At 72.0% G+C, this 15858-nt stretch carries 14 protein-coding genes; 1 reads left to right on the top strand and 13 read right to left on the bottom strand.

All coding sequences use genetic code 11. The annotated features are described in order from the left end of the window. Nucleotides 1–78 precede the first annotated feature (78 nt). Entirely contained in the window at nt 79–786 is a 708-nt protein-coding gene (locus AB0368_RS23300; RefSeq protein WP_366156036.1) for an LON peptidase substrate-binding domain-containing protein, read from the top strand. Here the strand turns inward: AB0368_RS23300 and AB0368_RS23295 are convergent. The 13 genes from AB0368_RS23295 to sepF form a co-directional block, all read right to left on the bottom strand. Continuing rightward, nucleotides 701–1474, bottom strand: coding sequence for a hypothetical protein (locus AB0368_RS23295; protein ID WP_366156035.1), 774 nt, complete (start codon nt 1472–1474; stop codon nt 701–703). The genes AB0368_RS23300 and AB0368_RS23295 overlap by 86 nt on opposite strands. Continuing rightward, nucleotides 1474–5007, bottom strand: a complete 3534-nt coding sequence (gene dnaE, locus AB0368_RS23290) for a DNA polymerase III subunit alpha (RefSeq protein ID WP_366156034.1) — start codon at nt 5005–5007, stop codon at nt 1474–1476. Before dnaE ends, AB0368_RS23295 begins: the two co-directional genes overlap by 1 nt. 82 nt (nt 5008–5089) lie before the next feature. Then, on the bottom strand, nt 5090–6676 hold the full coding sequence (locus AB0368_RS23285; RefSeq protein ID WP_366156033.1) for an ATPase: 1587 nt from the start codon (nt 6674–6676) through the stop codon (nt 5090–5092). 200 nt (nt 6677–6876) lie between these two features. After that, nucleotides 6877–7899: a hypothetical protein gene (locus AB0368_RS23280; RefSeq protein WP_366156032.1), complete on the bottom strand. Its 1023-nt coding sequence runs from the start codon at nt 7897–7899 to the stop codon at nt 6877–6879. A 27-nt stretch (nt 7900–7926) separates the two neighbouring features. Further along, a complete protein-coding gene (locus tag AB0368_RS23275; protein ID WP_366156031.1) occupies nt 7927–8853 on the bottom strand; it encodes an RluA family pseudouridine synthase in 927 nt (308 codons plus the stop codon). Continuing rightward, a complete protein-coding gene (gene lspA, locus AB0368_RS23270) occupies nt 8850–9410 on the bottom strand; it encodes a signal peptidase II (protein ID WP_366156153.1) in 561 nt (186 codons plus the stop codon). The genes AB0368_RS23275 and lspA overlap by 4 nt, the downstream gene beginning before the upstream one ends. Nucleotides 9411–9433: 23 nt before the next feature. Continuing rightward, a complete protein-coding gene (locus tag AB0368_RS23265; protein ID WP_366156030.1) occupies nt 9434–9835 on the bottom strand; it encodes a TraR/DksA family transcriptional regulator in 402 nt (133 codons plus the stop codon). A 243-nt stretch (nt 9836–10078) separates the two neighbouring features. Beyond that, on the bottom strand, nt 10079–11587 hold the full coding sequence (locus tag AB0368_RS23260; protein WP_366156029.1) for a potassium/proton antiporter: 1509 nt from the start codon (nt 11585–11587) through the stop codon (nt 10079–10081). Then, nucleotides 11584–11859, bottom strand: coding sequence for a DUF167 domain-containing protein (locus AB0368_RS23255; protein ID WP_366156152.1), 276 nt, complete (start codon nt 11857–11859; stop codon nt 11584–11586). The genes AB0368_RS23260 and AB0368_RS23255 overlap by 4 nt, the downstream gene beginning before the upstream one ends. Nucleotides 11860–12117: 258 nt before the next feature. Further along, nucleotides 12118–13689 (bottom strand): hypothetical protein, encoded by a 1572-nt coding sequence (locus tag AB0368_RS23250; protein WP_366156160.1) that lies wholly within the window; start codon nt 13687–13689, stop codon nt 12118–12120. Nucleotides 13690–13737: 48 nt separating this feature from the next. After that, nucleotides 13738–14559: a DivIVA domain-containing protein gene (locus AB0368_RS23245; RefSeq protein ID WP_366156028.1), complete on the bottom strand. Its 822-nt coding sequence runs from the start codon at nt 14557–14559 to the stop codon at nt 13738–13740. A 58-nt stretch (nt 14560–14617) separates the two neighbouring features. Further along, nucleotides 14618–14923 carry a YggT family protein gene (locus AB0368_RS23240; RefSeq protein ID WP_366156027.1) on the bottom strand — a complete coding sequence of 102 codons (306 nt, stop codon included), beginning with the start codon at nt 14921–14923 and terminating at the stop codon, nt 14618–14620. Between the two features lie 24 nt (nt 14924–14947). Then, nucleotides 14948–15637, bottom strand: coding sequence for a cell division protein SepF (gene sepF, locus AB0368_RS23235; protein WP_366156026.1), 690 nt, complete (start codon nt 15635–15637; stop codon nt 14948–14950). Between the last annotated feature and the right edge of the window lie 221 nt (nt 15638–15858).

Here is a 15858-nt window from a genome sequence, read left to right as displayed (position 1 = left end):
CGGCTTTTGCCGATCGTCGGGCAAAGATCACCGTCGCGGGGCGCGCGCGGACGGCGACCATGCCGATACGCTCGCACCGTGGGCGCGATTCTCCCGGTCTTCCCGCTGGGCACGGTGCTCTTTCCCGGCCTGGTGCTGCCCCTGCACATCTTCGAGGAGCGATACCGCACCCTGGTGCGCGACCTGGTCGCCACGACCGCCGACGAGCCGCACGAGTTCGGCGTGGTGACGCTGCGCCACGGATCGGAGGTCCTGTCCGGCGAGGGCGACGACGAGCGACCCGACGGGCCGCCGGTCGCCGCGGAACAGCTCTACGACGTCGGCTGCACCGCGGAGCTGCGGCAGGTCACCGAGCTGCCGGACGGCCGCTTCGACATCGTCACGGTCGGGCGGCGGCGGTTCCGGGTGCTGAGCATCGCCGCGGACACCCATCCGTATCTGACCGCCGAGGTCGAGTGGCTGCCCGACGAGGAGCCGGACGAGCAGACGGCGCGGGTGCTGGCCCCTCGGGTGCTGGCGGCCTTCCGCACCTACCTGGACCTGCTGCGGCCCGACTCGGAGGTGCTCGACCAGGTGCCGGACGACCCGACCGTGCTGTCCCACCTGGTCGCGGCGACGGCGCAGCTGACCATCGACGAGCGGCAGGAACTCCTGGCCGCGCCGGACACCGCCGTCCGGCTGCGCGCCGAGCTGCGGCTGCTCAACCGCGAGGCGGGTCTGCTGGCCAAGGTGCGGGCGGTGCCGGTGCCGCTGTCGGATCTGGCGCGCCCGGTGAGCCCGAACTGATCGGCCCCTCCGCACCGGGGTGCGGGCCGGCGTAGGAATCGTCCGGGTCGAGGCGCGGACCGGGGTAGGAACCGTCCGCGCCGAGGTCGTGGCCGTAGCCCGGTTTCGCGCCCGGCCGGTCCAGCTCGGGATCGTTGGACCAGCCGGCGAGCAGCGTCGTGACGATCACGGCGGCGAAGGCGGCGACCAGCAGCGCGCCGTGGGCGTGCAGGTCCGGCGGCCGGCTGAAGGTCTCGCCCGCGGCCGAGCTGTGCTGCCAGTCCCGCCACTCGCCGAGCCCGATCATCCGCCCGGTCATCCACATCGTCAGTGCCGACGCCAAACCGCCGAGGGTCACCCCCAGCAGCACCGCCGGGCCGCGGTCACGGCGCAGCACCAGCCAGGCGACGATCGCGGCGAGCAGGCCGAAGGCGAATCCGATGATGGTGAACCAGCCGTCGGCCGCGATGTACTCCTCCGGCGACGGGTCGCTGACCACGATGCCGTTCTGCCCCGCGTTGATCACCGGCACCGACGGCGACAGCCAGGCCCACAGCAGGCCGAGCGGTCCACCGGCCACGGCCATCGCCACGATGATCATCGCGGCGGCGGCCACGCTACGGCGCAACGGCCGCGGCGGCCGCGGCGGCTCCCAGCCGGAAGCCTCCGGCGGCCCGTACGGGAAAACGGGTTCCTGACCGGTCACCATCAGGCGACCGCCGAGGGGCCGAGGATCATCTTGAGGTCGGCGCGCAGCGCGGGGGTCGGCGCGACCTTGAACCCGCCCAGGCGCATGACCGTCTTGCGGCTGCCGTTGAGCAGGTGGACGTGCACCTCGCTGTCGCCGGGATGGCTGACCAGAATCTCCTTGAGCTCGGAGACGAGCGGCGGGGTGCACCGGGTGATCGGCATGGTCAGCGTGATCGGCTTCGAGTCCGGGTTGTGGCTCACGTCCGGCATCGACATGTCCATCGCCATGATGCGCGGGGTGTCGTCGCGGCGGTCGACCCGCCCCTTGACCACCACGATCGCGTCCTCGGCGATGTACTGGCCGATCACCTCGTACGTGTTGGGGAAGAACAGCGTCTCCACGCCGCCGGCGAGGTCCTCCAGGGTGGCCGACGCCCAGGCCCGGCCCTGCTTGGTGATCCGCCGCTGGACGCCGGTGAGGATGCCGGCGAGGGTGACCACCTGGCCGTCGGGGACCGAGCCCTCCTCGTTGAGTGCGGCGATCGTGGTGTCGGCGGCGTTCGCGAGCATCTGCTCCAGGCCCGCGAGCGGGTGGTCGGAGACGTAGAGGCCGAGCATCTCGCGCTCGAAGGCGAGCTTGTCGCGCTTGTCCCACTCGCCGTCGGTGATCGTCGGCATCGCCACCGTCGCCGAGCTGCCGCCGGCCTCGTCGCCGAACGCGCCGAACAGGTCGAACTGGCCCGCGGCCTCGTTGCGCTTGACGTCCGCGTACGCGTCGATCGCCTCGGCGTGCACCGCGAGCAGGCCCTTGCGGCTGTGCCCCATCGAGTCGAAGGCGCCGGCCTTGATCAGGGATTCCACCGTCTTCTTGTTGCAGGCGACCGCGTCGACCTTGGACAGGAAGTCGTAGAAGTCCTGATACTTGCTCTTCTCCTCGCGGCAGCGGACGACCGCCTCCACCACGTTGTGCCCGACGTTGCGGATCGCGGCGAGACCGAACCGGATGTCCCGGCCGACCGGGGTGAACGGGCCGGCGGACTCGTTCACGTCCGGCGGCAGGACCTGGATGCCCATGCGCCGGCACTCGGCCAGGTACATCGCCATCTTGTCCTTGTCGTCGCCGACGCTCGTGAGCAGCCCGGCCATGTACTCCGCCGGGTAGTGCGCCTTGAGATACGCCGTCCAGTAGGACACCAGGCCGTACGCGGCCGAGTGCGCCTTGTTGAACGCGTACCCGGCGAAGGGCACGAGGACGTCCCACACCGCCTGGATGGCCTCGTCGCTGTAGCCGCGCTCGCGGCAGCCGTCCCGGAAGGGGATGAACTCCTTGTCGAGGATCTCCTTCTTCTTCTTACCCATCGCCCGGCGCAGCAGGTCGGCCTGGCCGAGGCTGTAGCCGGCGAGGATCTGCGCGGCGCGCTGCACCTGCTCCTGATAGACGATCAGGCCGTACGTCGGCTCCAGGATCTCCCGCAGCGGCTCTTCCAGCTGCGGGTGGATCGGGGTGATCTCCTGGAGCTTGTTCTTGCGCAGCGCGTAGTTGGTGTGCGACTCGACGCCCATCGGGCCGGGCCGGTAGAGCGCCAGGACCGCCGAGATGTCCTCGAAGTTGTCCGGTTTCATGAGCCGCAGCAGCGACCGCATCGGGCCGCCGTCGAGCTGGAAGACGCCCAGCGTGTCACCGCGGGTGAGCAGCTCGTATGCGGCCTTGTCGTCCAGCGGCAGGCCCAGCAGGTCCAGTTCTTTGCCGTGGTTGAGCTCGATGTTCTTCACGGCGTCGTCGATGATCGTCAGGTTGCGCAGGCCGAGGAAGTCCATCTTCAGCAGCCCGAGCGTCTCGCAGGTCGGGTAGTCGAACTGCGTGATGATCACGCCGTCGGTGGCGCGGCGCATCAGCGGGATGTGGTCGATGATCGGCTCGGCGCTCATGATCACGCCGGCGGCGTGCACGCCGGTCTGCCGGATCAGGCCCTCGATGCCGCGCGCGGTGTCGATCACCTTCTTGACGTCCGGGTCCTGCTCGTACAGGGTCCGGACCTCGCCGGCCTCGCCGTACCGCTTGTGCTCCTTGTCGAAGATGCCGGAGAGCGGGATGCCCTTGCCCATCACGTCCGGCGGCAGGGCCTTGGTGATCCGGTCACCCACCGCGAACGGGTAGCCGAGCACCCGGGCCGAGTCCTTGATCGCGGCCTTCGCCTTGATCGTGCCGAACGTCGCGATCTGCGCGACCTTGTCCTCGCCCCACTTGTCGGTGACGTAGCGGATGACCTCGCCGCGTCGGCGCTCGTCGAAGTCGATGTCGACATCGGGCATGGAGACCCGCTCGGGGTTGAGGAACCGCTCGAAGATCAGGCCGTGCGGCAGCGGGTCCAGGTCGGTGATCCCCATCGCGTACGCCACCAGCGACCCGGCCGCCGAGCCACGGCCCGGTCCGACCGCGATGCCGTTGTTCTTGGACCACTGGATGAAGTCGGCGACCACGAGGAAGTAGGACGGGAAGCCCATCTGGATGATGATGCCGAGCTCGTACTCCGCCTGCTTGATGTGCGTCTCGGGGATGCCGCCGGGGAAGCGCCGCTTGAGGCCCTCGAACGCCTCGTGCCGGAACCAGGACTCCTCGGTGTGCCCCTCCGGCACCGGGAAGCGGGGCATCAGGTTCTTGAAGGAGAACATGCCCTGGGTGTCGACCTTCTCGGCGACCAGCAGGGTGTTGCGGCAGCCCTCGAGCCAGGCATCGGAGGAGTCGACCGCGCGCATCTGGTCGGCGGACTTGATGAAGTAGCCGCCGCCGTCGAAGCGGAACCGGTTGGGGTCGGCGATGTTGCTGCCGGTCTGCACGCACAGCAGCACGTCGTGCGCCTCGGCCTGGGCCTCGTGGGTGTAATGCGAGTCGTTGGTGACCAGCGGCGGGATGCCGAGCCGGCGGCTGATGTCGAGCAGGCCGTCGCGGACCCGATTCTCGATCTCGAGGCCGTGGTCCATGATCTCGAGGAAGTAGTTGTCCTTGCCGAAGATCTCCTGGTACTGCGCGGCGACCTTGTACGCCTCGTCGTACTGCCCCAGGCGCAGCCGGGTCTGCACGGCGCCGGACGGGCAGCCCGTCGTCGCCATGATGCCCTCGGCGTGCTCGGCGATGATGTCCATGTCCATCCGCGGCCACTTGACGTAGTGGCCCTCCATGGACGCCCGGCTGCTCAGCCGGAACAGGTTCTTCAGCCCCTGGGCGTCGCGCGCCCACATCGTCTTGTGGGTGATCGCACCGTTACCGGAGATGTCGTCCGACTTCTGCTCCGGGCGGCCCCACTTGACGCGGGCCTTGTGCAGCCGCGACTCGGGAGCCACGTACGCCTCGATGCCGATCACCGGGGTGACGCCGGCCGCGGTCGCCTGCTGGTAGAAGTCGTACGCCCCGTGCATGTTGCCGTGGTCGGTGATCGCCACCGCCGGCATGCCGAGCCGGTTGGCCTCGGCGAACAGGTCCTTCAGCCGGGCCGCTCCGTCGAGCATCGAATACTCGGTGTGCACGTGGAGGTGCACGAACGAGTCAGACACCCAGGGCCCCCTTACTCCCGCGGCGGATCCGGCCTTGCGAGCCTAGTCCTTCGGCCGCGGTGCACCGCACGCGCGACACCGGCTATTCGACGAATGGCTCGATCATCACAGCGGCGGCGCGCAGCCACGCCTGCCTGGTCTCCGGCTGGAGCACCGAATACTCGATCGATGACCCGACCTCGAGCGCCGGATCGTACGGGACGACGGCCACCGCACGGGTCCGGGTGGCGAAGTGCTTGGCGAGGTCGTCGAGCAGCGGCAGCTTGCCGGGCGACGGGCAGGAGATCAGCGTCACGGCGTTGGCGACGAGATCCTCCATGCCGGTCTCGTTGAGCACGTCCAGCATCCAGTCGGCGGTAAACGCGGCGTCCTCGCGCGGGACGGTCGTGATGACCAGCTGGTCGACGCTGCGCATGACCGTCTGCCAGTTGACGCTCTCGACGTTGTTGCCGGTGTCCACACAGATCACGTCATGGGTACGCCGCAGCAGGTCCATCACCCGGCGCACCGTGCTCTGATCCAGCCGCTGGGCGAAGCGCGGATTCTCCTCGCCGGCCAGCACGTCGTACGACCCGTCGGAGGCGTGCCGCAGGTAGCCGTCGAAATACTGCATCAGGTCGTTTCCGTGCATGTTCTCGATCTCGAGCAGGTCGCCGACCAGGTGCCGGATCGTACGGGCGTGCCGGGCGCTGCCGGCCCGCAGGCCGAGGGTGCCGCGCAGCTCGTTGTCGTCCCAGGCCAGCACGCCGCGGCCGCGGACGCTGCCGATGGTGGCCGCGGCCAGCACGGTGGCGGTGGTCTTGTGCACACCGCCCTTGGGGTTGGCGAAGGCGAGCACCCGTGGCTTGCCCAGCTTGCGGCGCAGGATCCCGGCGGCCCGGTCCTCCGGCTCGGGCCGGGTCTGGCGCCACTCGATGCGGGCCGGGGCCGGCGAGGTCGGCGCCGGGGCGCCGGGCGGGGCCTGCGGGGGCACCGCCGGGGCCGGCAGCGGCGGCGGGAGCGTCACCGGCGGGGGGAGCGGGGCCGGCGGCGAGAGCGGGGCCGGCGGCGCGGCGGCGAGCGGGGCGGCCGGCGGGGGCAGCACGGAAGCCGAGCCGACCGAGGCCGCGCCCCGGCTGGGCGGGATCGTCGGGTCGTGGGTGACCCGGCCGATCGAGGTCGGCACCGCGCGGGTGGCGGGATTGAAGAAGCTGTGCGGCTCGGCGTCGGGACGGGCTTGGAAGCCCTCGCCGATCCGCGACTGGCGGCGCGCCTCGAGCGGGTTGACCGGGCGCGGCGGGTCGGGCGGCCGGGGATCCGCCGGGCGCTCCGCCGGCGGCCCGAGCGACTCGCTGGCGCCCAGCCGTTCGCCGAGGGTGGCGCGGCCGGGACGCCGGTCGAGCGGGTTGACCGGTGGCAGTCGCGACGGCTCGGGCTGGCCGTAGCCGTTCGCGGGCGGCTGCTCGCGCTGGCGCGGATCGAGCGGGTTGTACGGCCGGCCGACGGGACGGCTGGGCAGCGGTGTCGCGCCCGCCGCACGGCGGGGTTCGGCCTCCCGTTCGTGCTGCTCGGCCTCGTGGTCGTGGGCCTCGTCGGCCGCGCGGGACGCGTGCCGGGCACGGTCGAGCAGCGCCCGCCATCGCGGGGCTGGTTCCGCAGGCCGGCCCCAGCCGGTCTCGGTCCCGTCCACGGCTCGTCCTCCCAGCGCCTACTCGATCTCGGCGAGCGTCGTCGTCCTGCAACAGGCTACGGACGCCAACCCTATTCGGGCCACACCTGGCAACCGTAAATGCGCGCTCAGTTGATCACCCAGTGGCACAACGCTCACGTACGTGCATCCACTCGTCCATACGGCTCGGGAAGCTGTTCTGGTCGAGGCTGACGGGAAAATTAACGCCCGGGGGCGCCCCGGGATGCTCCCGCGACCGAGGACGGCACGTCAGGGCGGGGAGACAAGGGCGAGGCAGAGGGTACGGCAGCGCTCTCCTCCGGTGCCGTGGCAGAGGATCCGGGCTCCCGAGCAGACCCGGCGGATGAGGCCGACGTCACACCAGCCCCGGATGAGGGTAGTGGGGCGGAGTCCGCGGGGGCAACAGTGACGGGCTGCGATGGCACAGGCGACACGGAGGTGTCGTCGTCCGGGACGGTCGTGGTCTGTTCGGGCAGAACCGGCCGGAACTCCGTCCGGTCCAGCCGCCGCACCTCCGGGGCCGGGTCGACGACGCGAACCTCGGCGCGCCCGGCGATCCGCTCCAGCACCGCCGGGTCGGCCCGGACCACCGCAGCGAAGACGCAGGCGCAGTGCGCCCGGAAGGCGGCGGCCTCCGCGGCGGCGGTCTGCGCGGCGGTGTCGTACGCCCGCCGCAGCCGGATCTCGTTGACCCCGTCGCCCTCGAGTTCGGCGCTGAGTTTGCGGTAGTCGGCCTGCTCCTGGTCCCGGGCGAGCGCGGCGTTCAGCATCCCGCCGACCACGTCCTGCGGCATCCGGTAGACCGGGATCCGCACCACCGGGGTCCGCACGTTCGGCAGCGGGGCCCTCGCGTACACCTCGGCCACCGCCGCGCCTTCCAGTGGCGCGGCCAGCTTGTCGGGCGCGTAGTACGCGGCCAGGCTCACCAGCGCCCAGGTCTGCCCGGCCGTCGGGGTCCCCGAGGCCGGCAGCAGCGCGGCGAGCTCGTTCTGGCTGGAGCGCAGATAGCCGGAGACGGACTGGCCCTCGACCACGCCGACCCGCACCACGTCACCGGCCGGGCTCTGCCCGTCGGGGCCGCGGTCGGTGATCAGCACGACGGTGACCAGCAACGCCACGACCGACGCCAGGGTCAGCCCGGTCAGCAGCAGCCGGAGCGGCCCCGAGCCGGCGCGCAGCAGGGTGCGCGCCGCCGGTGGCATCATCCGGTCCCCGGGCCTCATGGGAGACTCCCTCTCCGGCGGCTGTGGTCAGGTCGCGTCGCGGAGTACGTCCAGTGCGTACCCCAAGTCGTCAGGGTAGTCGCTGACGAACCGGACCTCGTCCTGTGTCCGGGGGTGCACGAAGCCGAGTTCGCGGGCGTGCAGCCACTGGCGGCCCAGCTGGAGGCGGGCGGCGAGGGTCGGGTCGGCGCCGTACGTCAGGTCGCCCACGCAGGGGTGCCGCATGGCCGAGAAGTGCACCCGGATCTGGTGGGTGCGCCCCGTCTCGAGCTTCACGTCGATCAGGCTGGCCGACCGGAACGCCTCGAGCGTGTCGTAGTGGGTGACGCTCGGCTTGCCGCCGGACATGACCGCGTACTTGTAGTCGGCGGTGGGGTGGCGGTCGATCGGCGCGTCGATGGTGCCGCGCAGCGGGTCGAGGTGGCCCTGGACCACCGCGTGGTAGCGCTTGTCCACCTCGCGCTCCTTGAACGCGCGCTTGAGCACGCTGTAGGCGATCTCGCTCTTGGCGACCACCATGAGCCCGGTCGTGCCGACATCGAGGCGGTGCACGACGCCCTGGCGCTCCGCGGCGCCGCTGGTGGCGACGTTCTGGCCCATCGCGGCCAGGCCGCCGATGACGGTCGGGCCGGTCCAGCCGGGGCTCGGGTGCGCCGCCACCCCGACCGGCTTGTCGACCACGACGATGTCGTCGTCGCTGTGGATGATCTTCATGCCGTGCACCGGCTCCGCCACGACCGCCGGCGCGGAGACCGGCGCGGGCAGCGTGACCTCGAGCCAGGCGCCCGCGCTGACCTTGTCGGACTTGGGCCGCGGAACCCCGTCGACCAGGGCGTCCCCGGCCTCCACGAGGGTCGCGGCCGCCGTGCGGGACAGGCCGAAGAGACGCGACACGGCCTGGTCGAGACGCATCCCGTCCAACCCGTCCGGTACGGGCAGAGAACGCGCCGTCATGCTGCTGATTTCTCCCTGGTCTTGGCCCTCGAACCGTCGCGCTGACGCCCGGTGAGCTCGAGAAGGACGGCCAGCACCACCCCGACGCTCAGGCAGCTGTCGGCGACGTTGAAGACCGCGAAGTACTCCCCGTACGGCCCGAAGAGGCTGATCATGTCCACGACGTGCCCCTGGAACACCCCAGGGGCGCGGAACAGCCGGTCGCCGAGGTTGCCGAGCGCGCCGCCGAGCACCAGGCCGAGCGCGACCGCCCACGGCACCGAACGCAGCCGCATGGTCATCCAGCCGATCCAGCCGATCACGGCCAGCGTGACGAGCGGGAACACCCACGTGAATCCGCTGCCCAGGCTGAAGGCGGCCCCGCTGTTGCGCAGCAGGGAGAGATAGACCAGGCCGCCCAGGATGCGGACCGGCTCACCCTCGGTCAGCCCGTTGGTGGAGAGCTCCTTGGTGAGCTGGTCGAGCAGGACGGCGAGCAGCGCGGTGACCGCGAGGACCACCACCGCGGCACGCGCGAACCCCGGCCGGGCCGGACGTCCGACGCCGGTCTCCGGGATGCCGCCCGCTGCCTCGTCGGCGTTCAGCGTCGTTCCTCCAACTGCTTGCAGGCCACACACCGGGTCGCGACCGGGAACGCCGCCAGCCGCTCGACCGGGATGGCGTTGCCGCATCGCTCGCACCAACCGTAGTTGCCCTCGCCGAGGCGCTCGAGGGCACGCTCCACCTGGGTGATGCGCTCCAGCAGGTTGTTCGCCAGCGTGATCTCCTGCTCGCGCTCGAACGTCTTCGTGCCGGTGTCCGCCTGGTCGTCGCCCGCGGAGTCGGCGAGCCGCTCACGCTGCAGCTCGGTGATCTCGGTGAGCGACTGGTCGTACTCCGCCTGCAGCTCGTCCCGGCGTCCGGTCAGCGCGACGCGGATCTTCTCGGACTCCGCCGCGCTGCGGGACCGCTCGGGCGCAGCCTTCTCGGTTGCCTTGGCCATCGTCGCTCCCCTGAGCCGCGCCCGGCGCGGCGAAATCGGCGTGTCGGTCAGCAGGTCGCGGCCGCCCACCGCGCCTGCCCATCGTCTGGTCACGCCCCCGCGCGACCGGTGCACAACCCCCAAGTGCACAAACGGCGCGGCCCATTCGCCGCGCACCCCGGAGGCTCGCAAGGATACGTAACGTGAGGAGCAGCGACAACACGGCGCACCCGTACGCCCGTCGGATACCCGACTGGGGGCAGGTCAGCGCTGGTCGACGCCGTCCTCGCCGAACCAGCGCGCCAGCCGTCCGCGGCGGCTCACCGCCCGCATCCGGCGCTCGGCGACGTCGCGGACGTCCGCGGTGGCGACGATCAGGAGGCTGTCCCCCGTACGCAATCGGGTGTCGGGTCCTGGCACGAAGCCGGCACCGTCCCGGACGACCAGCGTGACGCTGGCCCCGACCGGCAGGCGCAACTCGTCGATGTGCACCCCGGCGAGCCGCGACCCCGGCGCCACGTCGATCTGAAGCAGGTCGGCCCGCATCCCTTCCAGCGGCGCCGTCTCCACGTGGATCTCGACCGCCTCGGCGGGCGCGGTGATCCCCAGCCGGCGCGCGGCCGGCGCCAGCGTCCCCGCCTGCACCAGCGTGAAGATGATCACGAGGACGAAGACCGCGTCGAAGAGCCGGTCCGAGCCCGGCGTGGCGCTCGACAGGGGAATCGTCGCCAGCACGATGGGTACGGCGCCCCGCAGCCCGGCCCAGGAGAGGAACGCCTGCCCCCGCCAGCCCAGCCGGCGTGACCGCCGCGCGGCGAGGGCCGACACCCACACCGACAGCGGCCGGGCGAAAAGCACCAGGGCACCGCCGACGACCAGCGCGGGCACCAGCGCGGCGGGCAGCGCGTCGGGCGAGACGAGCAGTCCGAGCAGCACGAACAGGCCGATCTGCGCCAGCCAGGCGAGCCCGTCGGCGAACCCCAGAATGGCCCGCCGGTGCGGCAGCCGGGCATTGCCCAGCACCACACCGGCCGCATAGACGGCGAGGAAACCGGAGGCATGACTGACGGCGCCGGCCGCGTACGCGAGCACGGTCAGCCCCACGGCGGCGATCGGGTACAGCCCGGCGGACGGCAACGCGGCATGCCGCAGCAGCCACCGGCCCACCAACCCCACGGTGACCCCGATCGCGGCGCCGGCGGCCAGCTCGTACGCGACGACCAGCAGCTCGTACCACCACGGGTGGGCGAACCCGGCGGTGGACAGCAGCACGACGAGCAGCACGACCGGGGCGTCGTTCATGCCGGACTCCGCCTCGAGCGTCGCCACGAGCCGCGGCGGGAGCCGGAGCCGCCGCAGCGTCGCGAAGACCGCCGCGGCGTCGGTCGAGGACAGCACCGCCCCGTAGAGCAGGGCCAGCCGCCAGTCGAGCCCGAGCAGGAAATGCACGACGGCGCCGACGACCGCGATGCTGACCGCCACCCCCAGCGTGGCGAGAATCGCGGACAACCCCAGCACGGGCCGCAGGGTGCTCCAGCGCGCGGTCAGCCCGCCCTCAGCGATGATCATGATCAGAGCGCAGAATCCGAGGGTACGGGTGAGCTCGGCATCGTCGAACCGGATCCCGAGCCCGGACTCCCCCAGCGCCATGCCGATGAGCAGATAGACCAGGAGACTGGGCAGCCCCAGACGGGTGGACACCCGGACCGCGGCGACGGCGACGAGCAGGACGGCCGCCCCGACGAGCAGCGCGACGTCCAGTCCGCTTGTCACGGGGACCCGTCTCGGAGCTCCGCGAGCCGGCCCGCGACGTCACCGGCGACGTCTCCGGCCACGGCAAAGACCTTGTCCCGGCTGGTCGCGCCGATCTTGAGCGTCACGGCGGCGGGACGTACGCCCAGCGCCGCGGCGAGCGCCCGCCGCACCGCCTCGGTGGCCTTGCCGTCGACGGCGGGAGCCCCGACGGCGATGACGAGGGCGGGGCCGTGCGGCCCGTCGTAGCGGCCACCGACCCGGTCACGGCCGGCACCGGGCCGGACCCGCACAGCGACGGAGCACTCGGCCGACGCACCCTCGGGCCGGGGATGGCCCGCCGCGGCGGACTCGACCCGACCCGCGGAGCCGGCCCGGCTTGCGGAGCCGGGCCGGTCGGAGGGCATGCGCCGGTTGGCCATGCCCCATTGTGCCGATCTTCGTTCCCTCGCCGAAGCGGGGTCGGCCGACAGCGGACAGTGGACGGCCGCACTCGACGCCCTCAGCGGCCGCCGGGTCATGTCAACGCATGTCCAGCGGCCGCCGGGGCGTCAGCGCACGCTCGCCGCGACCAGGTGGTCGACCGGGCGGCACAGGCCGCACGGGCCGAAGCCCAGCTCGACAGCCTCGGCCACCGGCAAAGCCTCGGTCTGGCGGCCGCTCAGGTGCGCACAGCCGGCCAGGTGGTAACGCGGCCGTCCGTCCACGACCACGACCTCGGCGTCCATCCGCGCCACGCGGACCGCATCGGAGGGCCGGACCTTCTGCGGCAGCGGCTCGTCGTCGGGATCGTCGGGATCCGCTTCGTCGAACTCCCCGGCGGCACCGGCCCGCGACCCGCCGGCCTCGGCTGATTCCGCCCCGGCCACAGCTTCCGCACGCCACGGTTCGTCCTCGCGAGCCGGACCATCCTCACCACCGGCACGCTGCCAAGGCTCCTCGCGAGCCGGACCATCCTCACCGTCCGCTCGCTGCCACGACTCCTCGCGATCCGACGCGGCATCGCTGCGCGCACGGCGCCACGATTCGTCCTCGGCCGCGCGCGCTCCGCCGATCATCGACGACGCCTGGTCGTAGTCGCCGACGTCGGCGCGGTCGCCAGCAGCCCGGTCGGCAGCAGCCCGGTCGGCAGCAGCCCGGTCGGCGGCAGCCCAGTCGGGACCAGCAGCCCGGTCCGCCGCACCCCAGTCGGGAGCAGCGGCTTGATCAGCGGCCCAGCCAGGAGCAGCAGCCTGATCAGCCGCGGCCCAGTCGGGAGCGGCGGTCCGGTCGGCAGCAGCCCAGCCGGGAGCAACAGCCTGGTCGGCAGCCGCCCAGTCGGGAGCAGCCGGGTCCGCGGCAGCGCGCTCGCTGTCCACGCGATCGGCGGCAGCGCGACGGCCGGTGGCGGTGCGGTCCGCGTCCGTGCCCGAGTACGGGGCGCGGTCCGCACCGGCGCCGACGTCGCCGGGTGCCGGCGTGGCGGCCGGGCCGGTGTCCGGCTCGACCCGCTGGGTCACCTCGGGGCCCGGACCGCCCGCCGCCCGGGACGTGCCGGTGAGGCCCGCCTCGGTGTCGCGCTGACCCGCGGCATACGCGGCGGCGCGGTCCGGTTCGCTGTGGGTGGAAGGTTCGCTGTGGGTGAAAGGTTCGCTGTCGGAGGGAACGGAACCGCCCGGCGCCGCCCCGGAATCCGCGGCCCGGTCGGTGCCGTCACCCTCCGCGGAACCAGTGAGAGTGTCACCCGAGCCGGCGAAGGAGTCGCCACCGGCCGGGCTTCGGCTGTCCCGCGACGTGCCGGCGAAGGCCTCGCGGATGATGCGGTCGGGATCCGGTTCGTCGTCCGGGAGGGAGCGGAAGGTGCGGTCCGCGGGACCCGCACCCCGGCGGGCGGCGCCGGCGCCGGCGTGGGCCGGGGCTTCGGCGTACGCCGTGTCGGTGGTGGGGTGGGTGTCGTCGGTGAGGAGGGGTTCACCGACGGTGCGACGGCCCGCGCCGGCCTGGCGGGCGCCGACGACGAGGGCCACCGCGGCCAGCAGGCTGGCGACGATGGAGCTGATGAGCAGGGTGCTCGAGCCGCCGGCGAGGCCGAGGACGAGCAGCGTCACAGCGACGAGGATGAGCAGCAGACTAACGACAATCATGGCTCATCCCCGCCGCGTGGACACGTCCGAGAGGGGTGACGCGAGGGCTCAGCGGCCTGTCTCGATCGAGGTGGCGCGGCTGCCGCCGTACGAGCCGGCGAGGCCCGCCGCGGCGAGGCCGCCCGAACCGCCGACCGCGCGGTTGGCGTCGGCGCGGGTCATCTCGGCCTCGAGGCCCTGACCGCGGCCGTCGAGGTCGCGCAGCTGGCTCTCGAGGTACGCCTTCAGTCGCGTGCGGTACTCCCGCTCGAACTGCTTGAGCTCCTCGATGTGCTTCTGCAGCGCGGTCCGCTTGGCGTCCAGGCCGCCCATGGCCTCCTGGTGCCGCTGGCGCGCGTCCCGTTCGAGGGCGTCCGCCTTGGCGCGGGCCTCGCGGGTGACCTCCTCCGCCTTGGAGCGGGCGTCGGAGAGAAGCTTGTCGGCCTCGCGGCGCGCGTCTGACACGTGGTCGTCGGCGGTGCGCTGGGCCATCATCAGGACGCGCAGCGCCTGCTGCTCGCCGTCGCCGCTGCCGGACGCCGACGCGCCGGCGCCGACCGGGCCCTGGGCACGGACCTGCTCGAGCTCGGCCTGCATCTGCCGGGCCGCCTGCTCCGCCGCGGTCTTGTCCCGCTGGACGCGGTCAAGCTGCGCCTTCATGTCGTTGAGCTCAGCCGCGAGGCGAGGGTCGGCGCTCGGACCGGCCGGTGCGCCACCCCGTCCGCCGCGCTCCACCTGGGCACGAAGCTCGTTGTTCTCCTCGATCAGACGGGCGAGTTCACGCTCGACCTCGTCCAGGAAGGCGTCGACCTCCTCCTCGTCGTACCCCCGCTTGCCGATCGGGGGCTTCTTGAAGGCGACGTTGTGCACGTCCGCCGGGGTCAGCGGCATCGAAACTCCTCGGGTCAGTTGCGGCCGCGTGGGGCGCAGCCGATCAGGGCGCCCGCGGTCAGGCGAACGCGATGATCAGACGCGCTAACACGAAGTTCAAAAGCACGAACAGGATAACCAGCAGGACCAGGGACGCCAGGTCCAAGCTCACGGTACCAATTCGAAGCGGTGGGATCACACGCCTCAACGCCTTGAGGGGTGGATCAGTGACGCTCCACACGGATTCCAGTGCAGCCGACGCACCACGTCCCGGCTGCCATCGGCGCCCGTACTGCAGCACCGCACCCAGCACGAACCGGGCCAGCAGGGTAAGGAAGAACACGTAGACCAACAGATAGATGATCTGAAACACGATCGACAGCACGTCCGGCGCGTCCCTCGTTAGGGGTCAACTCTGGGTGAAGAAGCCGCCCTCAGCGATCTTGGCCTTGTCCTCCGCGGTGACCTGGACATTGGCCGGCGAGAGCAGGAAAACCCGGTTGGTCACGCGCTCGATCGTACCGCGAAGGCCGAAGGCCAGCCCGGCGGCGAAGTCCACGAGCCTGCGGGCGTCCCCCTCGTCCATCTCGGTGAGGTTGATGATCACCGGTACGCCGTCGCGGAAGTGCTCGCCGATCGTGCGGGCCTCACGGTACGTAGTCGGGTGCAGCGTCGTGATCTGGTAGCGCTGCTCTTCCTCGACCGGGCGCTGGTGCACCTGCGTCTGCGGCGCGAGCGCCAGATTGTCGCGGGTGGAGTACGAGGGCTCGGCCACCGGCGCCGGCGGACGAGTGATCGAGCGCACACTGCCGCGCTCGGCCCGCTCGTGCTCCTCGCGGTCGAGCGCCGCGGCGGCCCGCTCCAGGCGGCCGCTGCCCCGCTCGGACGCACGCGCCCGGGGCAGCGACGGCGCCTCGTCGACGTCGTCCTCGTCGTCGGCGTACTCGTCGGCGTAGCGGTACCCGGAGTTGTGATCCCGGTCGCGGTCGCGGTCACGCTCCCGCTCGCGGTATCCGCTGTCGCGGTAACCGCGCTCGTCGTACTGGTCTTCCTCCTCGACCAAGCCCAGCCACACGCCGGCCTTGCGCAGCGCGCTCATGCGATCACCAGACCCTGCTCGGCGCCGAACCGCTTGTCCATGCCCCCACCTCCGTCCGTGTGCGACCCGCGTCCCCTGGCGCGCCGCTCCCCCCTTGCACGGATTCCGTGATCTTCAAACCTTCGGACCCCGGCGCCCGCTGACGACGCTGCGTCGTCGGGCGCGGCGGCTGTGGGCCTGACCTGCCCGGCACGTCGCGCTTAAACAACACGTATGTAGTT

Origin of the sequence: Actinoplanes sp. NPDC051475, from assembly GCF_040689425.1 — a bacterium.
Lineage (GTDB): Bacteria > Actinomycetota > Actinomycetes > Mycobacteriales > Micromonosporaceae > Actinoplanes.
This window is presented reverse-complemented; position numbering and strand designations above follow the sequence as displayed.

Bases quoted from the DNA above. Each gene is read 5' to 3' on its own strand.
- AB0368_RS23265 (WP_366156030.1), bottom strand. From the start codon at position 9,835: ATGGCCAAGGCAACCGAGAAGGCTGCGCCCGAGCGGTCCCGCAGCGCG.
- AB0368_RS23295 (WP_366156035.1), bottom strand. From the start codon at position 1,474: ATGGTGACCGGTCAGGAACCCGTTTTCCCGTACGGGCCGCCGGAGGCT.
- AB0368_RS23245 (WP_366156028.1), bottom strand. From the start codon at position 14,559: ATGCCGCTGACCCCGGCGGACGTGCACAACGTCGCCTTCAAGAAGCCC.
- AB0368_RS23280 (WP_366156032.1), bottom strand. From the start codon at position 7,899: ATGAGGCCCGGGGACCGGATGATGCCACCGGCGGCGCGCACCCTGCTG.
- sepF (WP_366156026.1), bottom strand. From the start codon at position 15,637: ATGAGCGCGCTGCGCAAGGCCGGCGTGTGGCTGGGCTTGGTCGAGGAG.
- AB0368_RS23275 (WP_366156031.1), bottom strand. From the start codon at position 8,853: ATGACGGCGCGTTCTCTGCCCGTACCGGACGGGTTGGACGGGATGCGT.
- AB0368_RS23250 (WP_366156160.1), bottom strand. From the start codon at position 13,689: ATGATTGTCGTTAGTCTGCTGCTCATCCTCGTCGCTGTGACGCTGCTC.